The organism is Flavihumibacter profundi, from assembly GCF_020076305.1.
GTDB classification, from domain to species: domain Bacteria; phylum Bacteroidota; class Bacteroidia; order Chitinophagales; family Chitinophagaceae; genus Flavihumibacter; species Flavihumibacter profundi.
In genome coordinates, this window is sequence record NZ_JAIQXE010000001.1 from 1,612,765 (window position 1) to 1,631,768 (window position 19,004).

14 protein-coding genes are annotated in these 19,004 nt (G+C 46.3%); 5 read left to right on the forward strand and 9 right to left on the reverse strand.

Annotation, left to right across the window (positions count from 1 at the left end; translation table 11 throughout):
- Positions 1 to 149 precede the first annotated feature (149 nt).
- Positions 150 to 2,282 carry a twin-arginine translocation signal domain-containing protein gene (locus tag LAQ65_RS06995; RefSeq protein WP_224116234.1) on the forward strand — a complete coding sequence of 711 codons (2,133 nt, stop codon included), beginning with the start codon at positions 150 to 152 and terminating at the stop codon, positions 2,280 to 2,282.
- On the opposite strand, the gene LAQ65_RS07000 is transcribed toward LAQ65_RS06995, so the two are convergent.
- The 9 genes from LAQ65_RS07000 to LAQ65_RS07040 all read right to left on the reverse strand — a co-directional run bounded on the left by LAQ65_RS07000 (position 2,279) and on the right by LAQ65_RS07040 (position 16,170).
- Positions 2,279 to 3,673 carry a putative oxidoreductase C-terminal domain-containing protein gene (locus LAQ65_RS07000; protein WP_224116235.1) on the reverse strand — a complete coding sequence of 465 codons (1,395 nt, stop codon included), beginning with the start codon at positions 3,671 to 3,673 and terminating at the stop codon, positions 2,279 to 2,281. The two genes, LAQ65_RS06995 and LAQ65_RS07000, sit on opposite strands and share 4 nt — an antisense overlap.
- 20 nt (positions 3,674 to 3,693) lie before the next feature.
- Positions 3,694 to 5,862 carry a neutral/alkaline non-lysosomal ceramidase N-terminal domain-containing protein gene (locus tag LAQ65_RS07005; protein WP_224116236.1) on the reverse strand — a complete coding sequence of 723 codons (2,169 nt, stop codon included), beginning with the start codon at positions 5,860 to 5,862 and terminating at the stop codon, positions 3,694 to 3,696.
- A 10-nt stretch (positions 5,863 to 5,872) separates the two neighbouring features.
- Positions 5,873 to 7,216, reverse strand: a complete 1,344-nt coding sequence (locus tag LAQ65_RS07010; RefSeq protein ID WP_224116237.1) for a hypothetical protein — start codon at positions 7,214 to 7,216, stop codon at positions 5,873 to 5,875.
- Positions 7,217 to 7,225: 9 nt separating this feature from the next.
- On the reverse strand, positions 7,226 to 8,608 hold the full coding sequence (locus LAQ65_RS07015) for a DegT/DnrJ/EryC1/StrS family aminotransferase (protein WP_224116238.1): 1,383 nt from the start codon (positions 8,606 to 8,608) through the stop codon (positions 7,226 to 7,228).
- Positions 8,609 to 8,644: 36 nt separating this feature from the next.
- A complete protein-coding gene (locus LAQ65_RS07020) occupies positions 8,645 to 9,709 on the reverse strand; it encodes a Gfo/Idh/MocA family protein (protein WP_224116239.1) in 1,065 nt (354 codons plus the stop codon).
- A gap of 1 nt (position 9,710) precedes the next feature.
- Positions 9,711 to 11,129, reverse strand: a complete 1,419-nt coding sequence (locus tag LAQ65_RS07025) for a Gfo/Idh/MocA family protein (protein ID WP_224116240.1) — start codon at positions 11,127 to 11,129, stop codon at positions 9,711 to 9,713.
- Positions 11,130 to 11,142: 13 nt separating this feature from the next.
- A complete protein-coding gene (locus tag LAQ65_RS07030; RefSeq protein ID WP_224116241.1) occupies positions 11,143 to 12,501 on the reverse strand; it encodes a Gfo/Idh/MocA family protein in 1,359 nt (452 codons plus the stop codon).
- A gap of 1 nt (position 12,502) precedes the next feature.
- Complete coding sequence (locus LAQ65_RS07035; RefSeq protein WP_224116242.1) at positions 12,503 to 13,225, reverse strand: 3-keto-disaccharide hydrolase; 723 nt, start codon at positions 13,223 to 13,225, stop codon at positions 12,503 to 12,505.
- Positions 13,226 to 13,359: 134 nt separating this feature from the next.
- Positions 13,360 to 16,170 carry an FAD-binding and (Fe-S)-binding domain-containing protein gene (locus LAQ65_RS07040; protein WP_224116243.1) on the reverse strand — a complete coding sequence of 937 codons (2,811 nt, stop codon included), beginning with the start codon at positions 16,168 to 16,170 and terminating at the stop codon, positions 13,360 to 13,362.
- A 205-nt stretch (positions 16,171 to 16,375) separates the two neighbouring features.
- On the opposite strand from LAQ65_RS07040, the gene LAQ65_RS07045 reads away from it, so the two are divergent.
- The 4 genes from LAQ65_RS07045 (at position 16,376) to LAQ65_RS07060 (ending at position 18,997) form a co-directional block, all read left to right on the forward strand.
- Entirely contained in the window at positions 16,376 to 16,561 is a 186-nt protein-coding gene (locus LAQ65_RS07045; RefSeq protein ID WP_224116244.1) for a hypothetical protein, read from the forward strand.
- Between the two features lie 170 nt (positions 16,562 to 16,731).
- Positions 16,732 to 17,817 (forward strand): hypothetical protein, encoded by a 1,086-nt coding sequence (locus tag LAQ65_RS07050; RefSeq protein ID WP_224116245.1) that lies wholly within the window; start codon positions 16,732 to 16,734, stop codon positions 17,815 to 17,817.
- Positions 17,818 to 17,826: 9 nt separating this feature from the next.
- Positions 17,827 to 18,618: a creatininase family protein gene (locus LAQ65_RS07055; RefSeq protein ID WP_224116246.1), complete on the forward strand. Its 792-nt coding sequence runs from the start codon at positions 17,827 to 17,829 to the stop codon at positions 18,616 to 18,618.
- A gap of 1 nt (position 18,619) precedes the next feature.
- A complete protein-coding gene (locus LAQ65_RS07060; RefSeq protein WP_224116247.1) occupies positions 18,620 to 18,997 on the forward strand; it encodes a RidA family protein in 378 nt (125 codons plus the stop codon).
- The last annotated feature ends 7 nt before the right edge of the window (positions 18,998 to 19,004 follow it).

Below are 19,004 nucleotides of genomic sequence, written 5' to 3' on the forward strand. Positions count from 1 at the left end.
GCGGCTCTTTCATTGAACCAAATTTTACCTGGATCAGTTTGCCGGATTACCCGCCTTGTTAAAATAATACAGTACTTAAAAGAATTAGTGGAAAAGCCGCATTGGGTGAAAAAGTAGATTTGGAATAGTGAACATTAAACCACCACTATATGGAAAGGAAAACGACCCGCAGGCGATTCATACAACTGGCAGCAACAGCAGGGGCAGGACTAGGTCTTTCGTCGCCCCTGCCGGCAATGTATAGTGGTGGTCTTTTTACCTTAAACAGCATGGGCGGCACTAGCAATAATCCAGCCAACGAAGGTTTCATTCCCAACCGTGCAGCCAGTTGGTGGTGTGATATACAGGATATCCAGTGGCCGCAGAAAGCCATCCGCGACAAGATTAAACGCCGGGCTGAAAATTTCGCGAAAGCACAGATCGATACCGCCATAAATTTTGGATTTCATAACCGCTTCGATTTCGCCCCCTATTTCAAACAGTTGCATGGTTATTATAACAATGTTTGTGAAGAACTGCACAAACAAAATATCAGGTTCATGGACCACTATTCCTGCAACCATATTACGCGGCCCAGGAATGAAGCAGATTTCCGGTTCGTGAATAAATATGAACGGCTGGGTGTATTGCTGATCCCCGAACCCGAAGCGGCAAAATATGCCCAGTATGAAGGCCACCGCTACCAGGATTTATGTGAAGTGGACCTTCGGGATGGGAGCCGCGGTTATGCCAGCCAATACCAATATGAAGCTTTCTGCCATAACAATCCCGGACTTCACGATATGCACGGCAAATACCTGAAACGCCTGATGAAAGAAGTCCCTTTTGATGGCATCGAAGTGGATGATATGTGCAGCTACCCCGGCAATACCACCTGCAGCTGTATCTATTGCCGCGACAGGTTCCGGCGCGATTATGGCCATGAGATCCCGGCCTTCCCCGACAAAAATTTCTTTGGTGATACTACCCGGGAGAACCAATTGCTTTGGGGCAATTACACCAACCCGGTATACCGCGATTGGCTGCGCATGAAATCAGATTCCATCCGCGACCACGTGAAACTGATTAAATCAATATTGGGTGATAAACCCCTGATGACCTGCTGTTCGAATACGGGACCAATTGTATTAAATGCAGTGGCGCTGGATCTCGAAAAAATGGCGCCCTACCTCGATATATTCATGTTGGAAAATGTTGGCACCAATATCCGTAATGTAAATTGGGTAGATATGGAAGGTGAAGCCATGCACCAAAAAGATATTGCCGCAAAAAGGGGTAACGCCCCTGCCATTGCCTTAAGTTATGCACTCTCCGAAAAAGGTGCTTACCTGGGCTGGGGGTTGGGTCGCTTCTGGGGTGTAGCAAACTGGAGCAGTACACTTAACGGCAGACTGGAAGAAGATCCTGCCAATGCTTATGAAATGGAAGATGTGATCACCAAACCCAATAACTGGGAAAAAAAATACAGTGACTACTATTATCGTGATGGACAGGACCTGGTTGAGATCAGGCTGGTGAATAATTATTTTTGTCGCGAAAATGGCTGGCGCGATGCTGCTGGTTACGAACATTGGGATCGCTCCCAGGCCTGGGCCACCCAACTCGTTAAATACAATGTGGGCTATCGTTTTGTTCGATCAGAAGAACTCGCGGATGCTGATGCCCTGAGCAAGGAAAAAACACCGGTTGTGCTGGATGGTGTGGGCTGCGTATCTGACCAGCAATTCAATGCCCTGCAAACTTATTTATCGAAAGGCGGCACAGCCTGGATCGCCCTTCCTTTTGGCACGCACGATCACAAAGGAAACCTGCGTAAGACACCGTTGTCAAACTTACTGCAGCAGAAAAAATATGCCCGCCTTAATTTCATCGAATCGGCGCTGAATGGGAACCCGCTGGAGAAAGAAATCCTGTCCGGCAAATTTGAACCGGTCCTGAAACAGGTGAAGGGCGATACCCGCTGGGCAGCAAGGTTCCGTTTCTATAAAGGCCAGCCAGTCATCCATTTCATGAATGCTGCACTTACAGCCACACCTGCTGATATCCAGGATTTATCAGGCATACCACTTATAAAAGATATTGATTCCGGGATCACAGATAATTCCCTGGCCTATGAGCTCGATACCCGCAGGATCCAACTTCCGGATATGATATTGATGAGTCCGGAGCAGGATGCACAAAAAACAAAAGTCCTGGCAAAAAAAATCACCATAACAAAATCTGTCATCCACCTGAATCTCGGGGGATTGAAAATTTATGCAGTGTTGCAACCGGCGACCTAGCGGTTAGTTGTAACCGCAATCCGCAGGGCTTCGGTAGTGGTATAATATTTCGCCAGCATGCCTTTCTTTTCCCATGCGGGCATTTTCCCGTCATCCAGGTATTTAAGGAATTGTTTGGTTACTTCTGCAAAAGTTGCTTCATGGTCGAGCTGGTATTTTGCCGGGATAGAAACATGCCAGCCATTTGGTACGGGTAATAATGCAAGGCCCGGATATTTCTTCTCCAGTTTTACAAATTCTTTCCTGAGCTGCTGTTCATATTCAGGGGTAGCCCTGATGGGTTCAATATAAAGTTCAGGAACATAACCCTGCTCCGCTCCCTGCCTGATGATCAATTTTGCCTTGCTGCCTTTCAGCATTGAGAAATGGGTATCGCCGGTACCTGCAGGGGCTGCATAATTCCACATCACAGCTATCCTTGCATGGACGCCCCGGATCGTATAATTCATTTCCCCGTTAGCATACACCTGCAAAACCGAATCCCTGGTATCCTTGGCAAGGAAGGCTGGAAAATAAGCGGTACCGGTGATCTCCCTGAATTGTGAAAGGGTCATGGCCGTAGGCCATCTTTTAGCAGCCAGCATACGGATATCCTTTGAATAGTCAATTTCCTGGTTTGGGAAGCATTGCCATTGTACCAGGTCAACCAGGTGGGTGGATACATCTACAATGCCTTCCCCTTGTTGTTCTACATCAAAAAACCAGTCGGGCCGCACCAATGGTTTACCGGAAACCAATTTAAAAAAATGATGTGTGCTTTCTGTTACAACCGCAGGATCGCCGGTGGTACCTTTTTGCAATTGCCCGAATACAGCCGGCAGCATTGATAGTTCCTTTTGCAGCCTGTTGGTGACCTGGAACCTTTCTGTCATTATATCATATAGCAGCAGTTTTTTTTCGGCTGCCCGGTCAAATGATTTTTTCAGTTGCTCAAAGCCCGCGCTATTGATGGCCATAGGCTTATCAGCAAACACATGCAAGCCTGCCTCTATGGATTTGCTGATATAGTCGGCCTTTGACCGGTTGTTGCCTGCCAGCACCACCACATTCCCTTTTTTCTCACGCAACATCCTGTCAAAAAAATCGGCTCCGGTATACACTTCCTCCTTCCATGCTGTTGGTGCTGTAATACGGGTATTATAAGACTCCACCAGGTCCAGGTGTGATTTCAATCCTTTACTACCTTCCGGTGCATACACATATACGGTATTATCTACCTGGGGATAAGCCGTCTTTTGTACGAGGGCAGCATGGAAATGCGCAGGATCCAGGGTAATCAGCCTGCACCGGAAACTTGTTCTTTGCGCCAATGCCATTGTATGCATTCCTAACAGGATAACAGCTAGATAAAAACAGATTGGGTTCCTGGTATGATCAGTAATCCGTTGCATAAAATTTTATTTGTGGCCATTCAGGGCTTTGCCGAAAAACCCTTGCGAAGGATCTGGTATTTCTCCGGGTATTTAACAGGATCCTGGTGGCAATAAATCATCACCCCATCAGCATATTTCCGGCCTGCCCTGATCAGTTCTTCGACATAAGCCGGAGTACTTTCTCCATAAGCACTATGGCCAGTCGCATAAATATCGATGAATATCATAAAATCCGGTGCAAATAAGGCACGGATACCGGCAATTTCTGCCTCAGCTGTACTGGCATCATCAAGGTTAGCAACAATAGATTCATTGCGATAAGGGAATAATATCCCTTCCATGAATTCAGCATAGTCAATAGCAAATTTCGGTGTCACCTGTTCATAATAAGCACAGGGTATAAATGCCAGTTTGGGATTGATGGATCTCGCCTTACCGATCATTTTTCGCATATACTCTGGCGTAAAAACATCCAGGTTATGCACGAAATCATCAATGCTCCATGCAACCAGTGTGGGTTCCTGCAGGCTCAGTTTCGCGAGCTCTTCTGCCCATTTTATGTAGTCGAGCCGGAAAGGTTCTGAATAATCCCTGGCTAAAGGTGGAGCTTCTGACGGTGGTACAAGGGTGATCCAAAGTTTTATGCCTGCTTCACGCGCCAGGGGAAGGAATTTTTTGAACGCTGTTAGGTCAGATTGTTTTCCCCAGGCCAGCCAATGATAGGTATTAGCATGGATCTCCTTCAATTCTGCGATCAGTTTTTTCCCATCCACTTCACCATTTGCCAATTTAGGCGGAAAAGCATAAGTTCCCAGTGTGCCTTTTAGATTTTCAGCCGAAACCTTTGCAGCTGGCAGCGTGATCTTTTCCACGCCCACATTGCGCATTACCTGCAGCACGGTTTTGGTAACCCTCTCTTCGACATCTGCAGCAAAAGGGCCAGGCTGTCCATAATAGATCATACTTTCATTGCCCTCGTAGCCGCCTTCCTGCAAGATTCTTTTCGATGGAATATAACACTGTACATCGCTGCAATACCCGGCAACATATAAATTCTCTCCAGGAAATATTTTTTTATACAACAACGAATAATCAACAACCACTTCATCACTTAAACCCAATATGGTAAAATCATTATTGAATCTTACTGCCTGGACAGGGTATGAAAGCTTGTCCACCGACCAACCTTTATTATAAGCATCCAGCATCAGTTTAGCCCTTCGTTGCAAAAAACGGTCTGCACTCCTGATCTCTTCCTGGTAGCGTTTCAGGTCGAATGGCTGGAAAGCCAGGAAGACCCGGTTATAATCTGTGCGGATCGGTGCCAGCACAGGCTTCATGGTTCCTTTCAAGGTCTTTGCTACTGCCCCGGCCAGGGTATTGCCATGCTGCTCTGCAATGGCAGCGGTTCCCCGTGGTGAAGGGTTCTGGTCACCCGCACATCCCATTAAAAACATGGCGGTTACACCAGGAAATTCTGCTTCCAGTTTCTTTTGGGCAAAACCGGCATAGTCGCCATTTATCAGGAAATTATCATCTACCAATGTTGTATTATGGCAGGCATAGCCAAACAATACAGCTTTTATCCCCTGCCCGATCGATTCCACTTTCAATACCGGAATATCATGGTCAACCGGACCATTTGGATGAATATCGTTGCGGCGGTTGATTGCAAAACCGGCTTCCCCGTGTCCGCTGGATAATCTGGCAGGAGCAAGTTTCGCCATCGCTGTATCGATCGCTGCAATAATTTGTTTGGCCAATTGCTGGTTATATTCCGCTATTATATTCTGGTCTTCTGCAGAGAAATCATAAATCACTTCCAGGCATGGCCAGATCATGGGACCAGAGTGGGTATGCGAAGAATTCAATAACAACTGCGAACGCCGGATACCATATTTATCATGCGCTGCATTGAATACATCAGTAACGATTTCATGTGAGAGCCCGAGCACATCAACCGTAACTATAATGATGCGGCTATCAGCATCCTGCTCGATCACCAACGCCTTTGCCCAAATGGGATGCAAAACACCCGTACCAGGCGTTTTCCTGGCGGCATAACCTGTCATCCAAAATGGCATTTTCGGTGTGATATTAACACTGGCAACCCCAGCCCTGATCTGAATCTCAGTAGTTTTTTTCTGACCAAAACTGACCAGGAAAATGGCCAGGGAAAGACAGCATATGCCACAGATTTTTTTCATGCAATCCTGTTTATTTTTTAATCAGCTTATGCGGGATACGCACCAGGTCTGTGCGGGTGGCACCTTTTTCGGTTACCCTTGCCAGGGTGTACACAGTTCCATCCTTACCCACTGCAATGGAATTTACATATAAAGGCCGCTGGCCATCCGGATAGAAGATTGCTCCGTTATCGGTATAAGTATTGCTTTTGATATCATAGGTAATTAAATGCAGGTCTTCCAATCCCTTTGCCTCACCCATAGCCGTACGGTCCTTACCTTTTAAGCGCTTGCCATGGTCATAAACCGGTGCACCCGTTAAGTAATACAAAGTACGTTTATCAGGCCCCAGGATGAAACCCAGGTACCCATAGCTAAACTGGTCGAACATGCCCGATTCCTTCGATGCTTTTGATGTGATACGATCCAGGACAGTAATCATTTCTGTGGCGGGATTGAACCTGAATAGATAGCCTGAATTGCCGTGCACACCATAAAAGGACTGGTCCAACGGGCTCCAATTGATCTGCCGCCAATTATAACCCATATGGCCAGGTGAAGAAGGATCATACAAGCCAAAATAATCCTTCTTCATATCTTCTTCAATTTTCACCAGTTTATCGCTGCCAGGTGTATACCGCAATATCGCCCCTTCTGAATTTGTAAGGTAAGCATTGCCATTAAGCGGATTGATTGCAATGGCGCGGCACAATGTACGAAATGCAGCACCGGCGCCATTCTCCCCTTCACCTGATACCGGCCCCAGGTCTTTCACCTGTTTTGTTTTCAGGTCATAGGTGATGAAATAACCTGTTGGCCAGGTAATGGCATAGATCATGCCCCTGGCGGTATCCATATTCATGGTAAGGATACCTTCGTTATGTGGAGCAATACCCAGGTTTTCAAATTTGCCCGACTTCAGGTCATAGGAAAGGAAATGCCCGCCCGGGTAAGGTTTGTACCCCTCAGGCGGGATTCCCATTTTCTCCATTCCATCAACCAAAGAATAAAACCCTGCATGCGTTGCGAAATACAACTTGCCTGCAGACTCAACGAAACGAACGTGACTTTTTCCCTGTGAAATAGAACGGGTGCCTTTTTCGCCACAGGCCCCGGTGATATCACCACAAAATTCAATTTTTCCTGTTCCGGGATCAAAGGCATACATCATCCCACCGGTATCTATCGACTGGGAACTCAAAACATAATATATTTTTCCATTGCTGGCTGCTGATATGGCGTTATACGTATCATGCCCAATTGCAAAACCTGAATTAAAATATTGGGCGGCAATTTTTTTATCCTGGGCTTTTCCGGTCACACTGCTCATAATAATAAAAATTAAAGCGATCGATACATTTTGCAATAGTCTCATAAGTAGCCGTTATGATTTAATTGATTTTTTGATCTCATCAGCATTGGCATGGACCTTTTCAAGCGCATTACTGATATCATTCATTTCCTCTTTGCCAGCCAGCAGCACGGAATGGAATATCCATACGGCTTCTTCCTTGCAGAGCTGGTCATTTTTCGGGCATTCATTCCTGTTATTATAAGCGTCAATATCGAGGTCCTTTGCCGAATACATTTTTTTGTAATTCTTCGACCTGAAAGTATTTGCCAGGTAAGGCATTTTATTTAGGGGGGAATAGCCTTCCATGCAGGGAATGCCTTCAGCCTTCATAGCCTCAATGAATCCGGCACGAGGCAGGTTACTGAATTCTTCTTTTTTGTAACGGAAAGCGAATAAATGGAAGGCAGCCCTGGTCACATTATCGTACAATTTATACGGTATTATACCGGGTATACCCATCATCTTTCCGCGCAGGAGGGCCGCATTGGTATTTCTCTGTTCGGTTTGCGCTTCCAGCCTTTTTAATTGCACCAGGCCAATTGCAGCCTGGTATTCGGTCCACCGCAATTTACTGCCTGCCATCACTGTTCCGGCATTCACATTACCCACCAGCGCTCCATAGGGATTACCATAGTTATGGTAGGAATAACAACGATCCATAAACGCATCATTGTTACTGGTGATAGCGCCGCCTTCACCAATAGCCAGGTTCTTGGAATTCTGGAAACTGAAGCATCCGGCATCGCCGAAACTTCCGACGCGTTTGTGGTCGATCTCCGCAAAATGAGCCTGGCAGGCATCTTCAATGACCACCAGGCTATGTTTGCGGGCAATTTTAGTGATCTGTACCATATCACAGGGCATGCCCAGGATATGCACCGGAACAATAGCCCTGGTGCGTGAAGTGATCTTAGCTTCGATCTTCGTTGTATCGATCTGGAAGGTATCCATATCGGTATCGACAAATACCGGGATGGCCCCGGTAGCTAATACGGCTGAAACAGTAGCAATAAATGTATACACAGGTACAATCACTTCATCGCCACCGCCAATATTCATTTGCAGCAAAGATGTAATCAATGCATTCGTGCCATTCACCACCGACAAACATCTTTTAGTACCTGTTTCCTTGCCCCATTTCTCTTCAAATTCATTCACACGTGCTGCGCGCGACCAGACACCACTCCTCAGGTTATCTACAACAAGCTGTTCATCAGTATCCTTGTTCCATATGGGCCAGCCAGGCCATTCTTTCGTACGGATGGGTGTTCCGCCAAGTATTGCCGGCTGGTGTACATGACTGTTACCCGCTGCAAATGTGGTCGCATTAAATGGAGTCAGCAACATACCCGCTGTTGCCAGTCCGGTCGTCTTTAAAAAATTACGACGGCCCTTTCCCTGAATATCATTCATACAAACAGTATTAAAATATCAATCTAATAATGGCAATCACCATTTCTTTTTCATATTCTTCCTGGCTTTTTCGAGTACAGCTGCAATTTGTACTGTTGCCCCGCCTTGTCTTTTACTTTCATGTGCAGCTTCCATAAATCCATAGATCTCGATGGTTTCCTCTTCAGTTACCGGTGGGATACCTGTCTGGAAAAACCTGATCACCTGTTTCAACAGGGCGTCATATCCTGAATAAGGTCCGATCCTTTGTACACCGGTTTCACCAAAAGCTGTTGCGCCGTATTCATTTGCGCCGTTGCGCGTACCGCGGAAGCTGCCCAGGCGGCCATCATTCCATACCCCGACAACAATATCTGTTTGTTCAGCATTGATCCTGCTGACCTGCTTACAGCCCTTGCCCATCAGGGTACAAAGGGTTTCAATTCCGTGGATGCCATACCAGAAAAAATCGGGATGGGTGGGTTCAAGTGGACTGGGACTAAAAGCATCTGCACCAAGTACTTTACCTATCGTTTTACCACTGGCGGTCTCCTGTACACCGGTATTGTAGCGCAGCGATGAAGCCGAAAAAATGGGCACTTTATAGAACCTTGCCGCTTCATATACAGCCAGCACATCTTCCAGGGAACCTGCTACAGGTTTATCGACGAATAATTTTTTTCCTGTTTTTAATACTTCAAGGGCCTGCTCAAGGTGTGGGCGGCCATCATTGGTTTCCAGCATTACTACATCGACCTTCGATAATAAAGCACTGATCGAATCCACAATCTCGACATCAAATCGTTTTACATATTCGGTGTAGGATGGTATACGTTCTGCACTGCTTTTAATATCACGGCTGCCATAAGGATAAGCTGCAACAATTTTATATCCTGCCAGGTCTTTAGAAGGATTGAGCCCATTTAGTGCATCTACAAATGATATGCTATGTGAGGTATCCAATCCTATGATACCAATGCGACCGCCGGCAGGGATAGTGGCTGTTTTTGCAATTGTAGCGGCTTCTGAAGCCTGGCTTTTTTTTACACCCAGCAAACCGAATCCGGCACTCGCAAGGGAAGCATTGCGAAGGAATTTCCTTCTGTTTATCGCGTTCGGCATATTATAGTTTCACCTTTGTTGTTCCACCTTTTTCCATGGAAATATCTATGGGTTGGTTTTTTGTAAAAGCACCCCTTGTAAAATCAGGCACTGAGATTGATGTTGACCGGTTGGCTATCGACCAGGCTGAGAGCGGAGATATGGCCGACCATAAGGCCGCATCATAAACATCCTGGTCCAGTGGCAATCCATTCCGCAGGCAATCGATCGTGCGCCAGTCCATCAGGAAGTCCATTCCCCCATGGCCACCCACCTGCCTAGCTGCTTCACCAATTTTCTTTACAATGGCGGGGGTATATTTTTCCATCAGCAATTTTGTTTCAGCTTCTCCCAACCATTCATGCCCGGTCGCATATCGCGACGGCTCAGGATATTTCATGGCAATTCCTTTTGTGCCGCTTACTAATTGTATCCTTGTATAGGGCCTTGGTGAGGATACATCAAATTGCACGACGATCGATTTACCCTTGTAGGTTTTGATCGTTGTAGTGCTCATAGTACCATTGAATTGTTTATTGGCATAAGGCGCATAAAAAGAATCCCTGGCAGCAAGTTCCTTCGCCATCGGGCCCATGATGAAGTCATTATTCGAAACAGATACCAGGTAATCCATTTTATCGCCTCGGTTGATATTCAGCACCTGGCAGAGTGGTCCCAGCCCGTGTGTTGGGTATAGGTTTCCTTTACGGGAAGACATTTCTTTTAACTCCCACATCTGGTAGAAATGTTCTTTGGAAAAAACATATTCTGTGAGGTTATGGATATAGGCACCTTCACAATGGGTGATCTCCCCGAAAAATCCGCTCCTGACCATATTCAGGGTGGTCATTTCGAAGAAATCATAACAACAATTTTCAACCATCATGCAATGCTTCCGGGTCTTTTCAGAGGTTTGCACGAGTAACCACAATTCTTCCAGCGTCTTTCCTGCCGGCACTTCCACGCAAACATGTTTATTGTGGTTCATAGAGAATACCGCCATCGGGGTATGCAGCGACCAGGGGGTTAGAATATATACCAGGTCGAGGTCATCGCGGGAACACATTTTCTTCCAGGCTTCCGGGTCTGTGTGGTATAAGGCAGGCTGGTGACCCGATTGGGCAACCAGGTCATTGGCCATTTTCACCCGCTCCGGACGCAGGTCACAGAGGGCCTTTATTTCGACGCCATCAATTTTATTCATCCTTGACACGGCATCAAAGCCACGGTTACCAATACCTACAATACCCACCCTTACTACATCGAGTTTTGGTGCAGCATAACCACTCATGTTAAAATTTTGCAGGGGTGAAAAAGCAGCCTGTTCCCTGATCCGCGCCAACTCATCTTCGGAATTGGCATAGGCGTTGATAAAGCCAGCGGCAAGCCCCATACCCGTCAGTCCCGAATTTTTCAAAAACGATCTTCTGCTATTGCCCATATTTTCCGATTAATTATATAACAAATGGTTTTCCGCCCACCATCACTTCCTGCCTCGCCTCATCAAATGTAGCTTTATACCCTGTGTGTACGGCGGCATTGGTCATGATATTGGCGATCGAATGATAATAGCCCACTTCAACAGGCGCATTGGGTTGTTTGCGGCTCCGGATACATTCCATCCAGTTCCTTACATGCGCTGATGTGTATTCATCACCACCGGCATTCGCCCCCACATCAATTTTTGCATTTCTGTCAACCAGGTCCATTTCCGGTAACAGGTTCGCAGGCATATTCATTTCCTGCGCGAAGGCTGCTGTGAGCCCACCTGCCGGTGAAATTTTATTGGTATTCAGGTTCAGTTCTCCACCCGTTGAATAGTATATCTCGGTAGTTACTTCATCGCCATTACCCATGCGGGAAGAAAATACGACCTGGAAGCCCGGGGCTTTTTTATCGGCCGGACCGTAATCAAATACTGCGGTGGTCGTATCCCAGTTGGTGCGGCCATCTGGCCAGCAATAAATACCACCATTGGCAACAACACTGCGCGGATGGTTAAAACCGGTATACCAATGCACTGTATCGATCTGGTGCGACATCCATTGGCCGGGCTGCCCTGAAGAGTAGGGCCAGAACAAACGGTACTCCAGGTATTTCCTGGGATCGAAGGATTCATAAGGCCTGTTCATTAAAAACCTTTTCCAGTCAAGGTCTTTCTCATGGCACTGCGCCACCAGTTTGGGCCTGCGCCAGCGACCAGGCTGGTTCACATTCCAGTTCAGTTCCACCATATTGATTGCGCCGAATTTTCCGGACTTGATAAAAGCATCTGCAGCGATATAATTCTTTCCGCTCCTGCGCTGCGACCCGATCTGTACGATCTTACCTGAATCCTTAACTGCTTTCAGTGCCTTACGGTTATCATCCATGGTTTCTGCAAATGGCTTCTCACAGTATACATCACAATTTGCCTTCACCGCTTCAATGGTATGCAAGGCGTGCTGGAAATCGGGAGTACTGATGAACACCGCATCGATATCCTTTCCTGCATACAACTCATCATTGTTGCGGCAGGCCCTGATTCCATGGCCCAATTGCTGGGAAAGGAACCCAACCCCTTCTTCGCGCCTTAGTTTCCACAAATCAGAAACTGCGGTGATATCAAAATTGAGTTCCTTATAATGTTGCAGGTAACTGGGGAAATGCGCATGGCGAAACCTGTCAGAAAAACCTACAACCCCCAGCCGCACACGATCATTAGCGCCGGGAATCCTGCGATAACTTGCGGCACTGATGGCAAGCGGACCCAGCATGGTAGCCGCTAAAGTCATGGCACCCTGCTGTACAAATTTTCTTCTCGTAACTGGCATATCATTTTTTATTAAGGTTAACCAGGGGCAAGTCTGCCGGAAATAGCGTTGGGGTAATGTCTTTTGTACGAATAATAATATTCTTAAAATAAACTTTGTGGCCGGCTTCTTCCTTTGTTCCCACAGCATGCACCTGCAAGCCGATAAAACCACTGCGATCGAGGTCATCAATCACATGGGCAGCAGGAATGCCATTCACCCAGGTTTTCATCTCATTGCCGATGCATTCAATTTTATAATGATTATATGCACCAACGATAAAGGCAGATTTAGCAGCCGGATTCAAATCGAGGGAATAAATCCACTCACGCCGGTCTTCATCATATATACCACCTGACCATGACCGTGGGGAAGGATCCACTTCTACCTGCCGGCCATACACCTTATTGGGGTGCAGGTTGCCGCCAAAATGGCTGCGGGTCTGAACACCAGAATTGCCCGCCGGACTTTCAATCATAAGATCAAGGTCGAGCACAAAATCATTATATGCTTTTTCTGTGACAAGGAAGGAATTGGCAGAATCTATGACAGAAGTACCAACAATTGCACCATCTTCTACTGAGTAAGCAGCCTTACCCACAATTTTCTTCCAGCCGCGCAGGGATTTGCCATCGAAGAGTGGCAGCGCCGCTTGTTTGGATTGCTTTTGAACAATGTCAAAAGAGATGCTGCATGCAGCTATAAAATAAAGCACAATAATGCCTTGTAATTGTTTCCTGAACATAAACCCGTTGAATAATATTTCCAGAATAATTATTGCTTGCCCTGGCCAAATCTAAAAATTGATCAAGGGTTTAAAATTCATATTTCTGCTTAATTTGTATACTTTTTTAACATTTGCAAAAGCATGCAGAAATGCTATAAACATTCATCCACGAGGTAGAGTATCGATTCATAATTCCTGCCGGTTGCCTGGGACAAGGCCAGCTCACAGGTCCTGGTCGCGGAATAGTGCCCATCGTAAGATACAGCGCAGACTTCAGCAGCTTCAGCATGTGTGGCGGAGGCTGTTAACCCCGGCACGATAAAACCCCGGTCGCCCGCCATGCCACAGCATCCTGCAGCAACAGGAACAGTCACCTGGTCAGCAAAATGGGCAGCCACCGATCGCAACATATATGAAATATTCATCTTCTCCAGGGAGCAAACAGGGTGTAATACGATATCCCTTTTCTTCGTTTTTGGAATGGCGGAAGGAACCACCTGGTGGTATAAAAATTCAACAGTATCCCAGATGGTTAATTGTTTGAACTTTGTTCTGTTTTCAGTATCCAGTACCGGCTCAAGATGCTTCAGGGTATAGGCACATGAACTAACATCGAGTACAACCGGCCATTTACCTGATCCGGTTGCTGTCCATAAAGCTTCAACCACTTCATTAGCCTTTATCCGGTGTGCATCCTGGTACCCTTTGGAAGAAAATATCTGGCTGCAACAGATCGTATTCAAAGGTTGCGGCAATCTTACATTCACCTGGCTCTTTTGACAAACTGACAAAAAGCTCTCCATGCTGTTTTTTTCCTTTCCTGGATAATTGCCCATCACCCTTGAAATACAGGTTGGGAAATAGACAATGGTTTTAGCGTATTTGGCTTGTTCATCGGGTGTTTTAATGGAATGCGGAGGGGTTAATAAATGATTCGACCAGAGCGGAAAACTCTGTTGTGCTTTTTTAAAGAGGCGCGTCAGTCGCAACATCGAATTCCTGCCGGCAATCTTATTCACCAGTAAGCCTGTTTTCAATAAGCCTCTCACTATAGAAGAGATGGTCCCGAAGTTCCTTGCAGCAAATACGGCTATTGCATTTGCCGTTGGTGAATGTGATTCCCGCCGGAGTCGCTTCACCAGGTCTCCGGTATTGATATCAACCGGGCAGGATATTGCACAGAGTCCGTCTACTGCACAGGTTTCAAGTCCATCATAGTTAAACTGTTGTAACAATTCCTTGTATTCCGATCTCCTGCCTGTCAGTTTCATTTTCGCCAGGGCCCGCCGCAGTACGATCCTGCGCCGCGGCGAAGTGGTGAAATCACGACTCGGACAATTTGGTTCACAGTAACCACACTCTATACACTTATCAACTTCCGATTCCACCTCGGGCAGTTCCTTCAAATCGGTTATATGTGCCTGTGGATTTTCATTAATGATCACACCCGGATTCAGCAACCCCTGCGGATCGGCCAGTTTTTTAACCGTATTCATGATAGCATACGCTTCCCCACCCCACTCGGTTTCCACAAATGGCGCCATATTACGGCCTGTACCATGTTCAGCTTTCAGCGATCCATCATATTTTTTCACCACCAGGTCAACCACTTCCCGGATAAATGCATCATAACGCCCCACTTCTGCCGGTGTATCAAATGCCTGGGTAACGACAAAATGAATATTGCCATCCTTTGCATGTCCGAATATGATGGCATCGGGATATTTGTATGCTTCAAACAATACCTGCAAATCTGCTATGGCATCACCAAGGTTAGGCACCGGAAAGGCAATGTCCTCAAGGATCACGGTTGTTCCTTTTTTCCTGACAGCACCTACAGAAGGGAACAGGCCCTTCCGGATCTTCCAGAGGAAATTCCTTTCCTTCTCAGCTGAGCTGAAAGAAGGAAATTTCAGCAACGAAAATTCAGTACAGCTTTGCAGGAATCCGTCTACCGTTGCCGTTAAAGCATTTTGGTCACCCGCCTGGAACTCTACGAGCAGGGCACTTGCAGATGCAGGCAGTTGTTGGATAAACGGATCAATGCCATCAATGTTCTCAACAGCACGCAGGGAAGCGCGGTCCATCAGCTCAACCATAGCCGCACCGGCAGCAGTAAGTGGTTCAATGGCTTTGCAGGCTGCCCGGATATCTGTAAAGTAGAGCATGGCCGTGGACTTGAAAGGCAGGTCTGGAATTGTTTCCAAGACAGCCTCTGCGATAAAAGCCAGTGTGCCTTCAGCGCCGATTAGCAGGTGCGAAAATATATCCAGGGGATGCTCGTAATCGAGAAAGGCATTCAGGGCATAGCCGATTGTATTCTTGATCCTGTATTTATTCCTGATCTTTTGGAACAATACATCGTTACTATGTATGCTATGCCGAAGTGTTGCGAGTCCTTCAAACAATGCAGCCTCTTCGCTTTCAAACCGTGCATAATCAGGCTGGTGAGCTGTGGTAAACCTGTTCCCATCAGGTAAGATGAAGCTGATATGCCGCATCGTGTGGTAAGAATTGAATTGTGTTCCGCAACACATGCCACTCGCATTATTTGACAATATCCCGCCAATCATGGCAGCACTTATACTGGAAGGATCAGGGCCTATCTTCCTGCCATAACGCAGGAGGTGGTTATTCACTTTGGCTCCGATAATTCCCGGTTGCACCCTGACTTCTTCCCCCTCCTTTTCAATATTAATATTACCCCAGTGCTGGCTTAGGTCAACAAGTATACCATTTGTAATGGATTGTCCGGATAAACTCGTTCCGCCGGTACGAAAGACGAGCGGGATATTATTCTCCTGCGAGTACTTAAATAAAGCAATGATTTCGGTTTCATTCACAGCCTTTACGACTGCCAGGGGTATGAGGTGATAAAAGCCTGCGTCGGAGGCAAATGCAATCCTGTCGATGAGCCTGGACAATATCCTTTCTTCAGGTAAAATTTCAGCTAGCGTTCGCATATTTTAGGGGTGAGTCGAATAAAAATAACTGATTAAGTACTAGCAAATGGCAATCCCGCTGAATAATTTTTTGAATCATCCGGCGCTTTCTTCTCCTGGTAAAAAAATACATAAAAACTGTGTTTTTATATACCCAAGACTTTTTGAATGCGCTTAGCTTTGCAAGTTTCCCCTGGCATTTAAAATTATCGTATATTTTATGGTAATGAAAGCAAGTAAAATACTGACCGGATGCACAGTCAAAGCCCTTTGCATTACCATGAACAGCTATAGCCATGAATTTCGCCGGCATGATCCTGCCAATACAAATTACATACATCCGGAAGGACGGTGCCCGCATGGTGATGCCAAACATTTCTATAGCTTGCTGCAATATGCCGCCGCATATTAGTGAAGCATTGAAAAGACCAAGCCATAAGCGGCCAATAACAGCTGCTGAAGAGCGATGTTAAAAAAGTATATACATTCACGTGATTTCTATATAGTTCCATTTTATTCATTCAATATTTTTACCCGGTTAATGTCTTGTACGAATAGCAGACAAACCATTAATGCCAAATTATGACTGCTTCCAGCATCAAACCAATATTTCCAATTGAAGGTGACGTACTGCATGCCCGCGATGGCATACAAACTGCTGATGGACTGAGTTTCACAGCTAAAATAAGCGCACCGGCCGGATCCGGGATCACCATAAATGGAATCGCGGCCATTGAGGACAATGGGATTTTTTCCGCATCATTGATCTTCCGGAATTACAGGAATACATTGCAGATTGTTGACCTTGGAACCGGTGAACAACTGTCATTCCCCGTATATTGGGCAAGCCAGTTTGCCGGTAAATACAGGTTATCAATTGATGATAATATCCGCTTTTTGCAGGATATCGCAGAACATGCGAATTCCTATACTTCCATTTTTGACAACGCTTACCTGAATGGCCTGCGCAAATTACATCAGCAATATGGCACGAAGGTTCACCTGAACTTATTCTATATGTCAGTGGAAGGTGATTTTTCACTTTCTTCCTTTCCAGCAAAATTCAGTGCAGAATGGGCTGAACAGGCCGACTGGATCAGGTTGAGTTTTCATGCTTACCAGGAGTTCCCGGATGCGCCCTACAAAAACGCTTCCTTCGAAACGGTAAAGAAAGACTGTGACCTGGTGATGAAAGAGATCAAACGCTTCGCGGGTGATGCTTTAACCGGCCCGGTAACCACCATCCATTGGGGTGAAGTGAATGTGGAAGGATCGCGCGCTTTACGCGCTGCCGGTTACAAAGGCCAGCTGGGCTATTTCAATGTTGATGATGACCTGCCGGCTGTCTCTTATTATCTTACGGTTGAGCAAAGAAGGAATATGAAGAAAAGGTTTATCTGGAAAGATGAACAGGAAGATATCATTTTTATCAGGAGCAGCGTGGTCGTAGACCGGAAAGCAAAAGACGAACTTGTTCCTTTCCTGAACGCCTATCGCGAACAGGGTGGCCTTCCTCCTTATGTTGACTTCCTGGTACATGAACAATATTATTACCCTGATTATATCGCCTACCAACCCGACTATTTCGAGAAACTCGAGACCGTGGTTCGCTGGGCAACTGAACAAGGTTATACCCCTGCATTTCTTGATGAGTGCATTTTTAATTAATTCAGAACTATGTTGTTTACCAGTGAAACATATGCAACAATTGGCGCTGCCAGTAACAGGATCCTGATGTTGCCTCTCGGCGCAACGGAACAACATGGTCCGCATCTTGGTGTGGGTACAGATGCAGATATTGTGACCAGCCTGGCCACCGCTGCAGAACTGCATCGCCAGGAAAAAATCATCCTGGCTCCAACGCTACCATATGGATCGAGCCATCACCACCTGCCCTTCGGTGGCACCATGAGTTTGTCTGCCGACTTATATGTCCAGGTGGTCATCGACCTAGTGAGGTCCCTGTTACATTGCGGGTTCAGGAGAATTGTATTGCTCAATGGACATGGCGGAAATATTACCCCGGTTAAACAGGCATTATCATTATTGAGTAAGGAGTTCGATAATGAAATCCCCTGCTATATAGCCCTGGCCACTTATTGGGAGCTGGCTGGTTCTGCCTTCAGTGGCGATAAGCCAATGGAAAGTCCCGCTTTAAGCCATGCCTGCGAATATGAGACCAGCCTCATGCTACACCTGTATCCCGAAAAAGTACGGATGGACAAGGTGAAGAGAGCGGTAAGGCCTGCCAAAAATGGCTATGTTGCTTTTGAGGATGACATTCCCTATAGAGGTGTTTCCATCGTAAAACAAACGGCATTCATTTCAGACAATGGATGCAGCGGCGAACCCCAGCTCGCCACAAAAGAAAAAGGCGATCATTTATACCAGAAAGCCCTGGCAGCCATCCTCAGTTTTGTGGATGATTTTGCAACATGGCCCATATTAGAAAACCTGAAAAACAAATAACGTGAAAAAAGAAGTCAGGCATCCCGATAAACAATCCCATACCGGTTCCTATTCGGCCGGGGTAATTGCCGGTGATTTTTTATACATCAGTGGCCAGGGGCCGCTGGACCTGGCTACGGGCCAGGTAGTGCGTGGTACTATTGAGGAAGAAACACTGCTAACGCTATCACATATCAAAAAGATCATAGAGGCAGCAGGAGCATCAACAGACAATATAGTGAAGTGTACAGTGCACCTGAAAGACATCAATGATTTTGACCGGTACGATAAAGCTTATGCGTCTTTTTTCAGCGGCGTATTACCGGCACGGACAACCGTTCAATCGGTTTTATGGGATGGCATTAAAGTAGAGATCGACGCAATCGTATACCTAAAATAATGTCGCG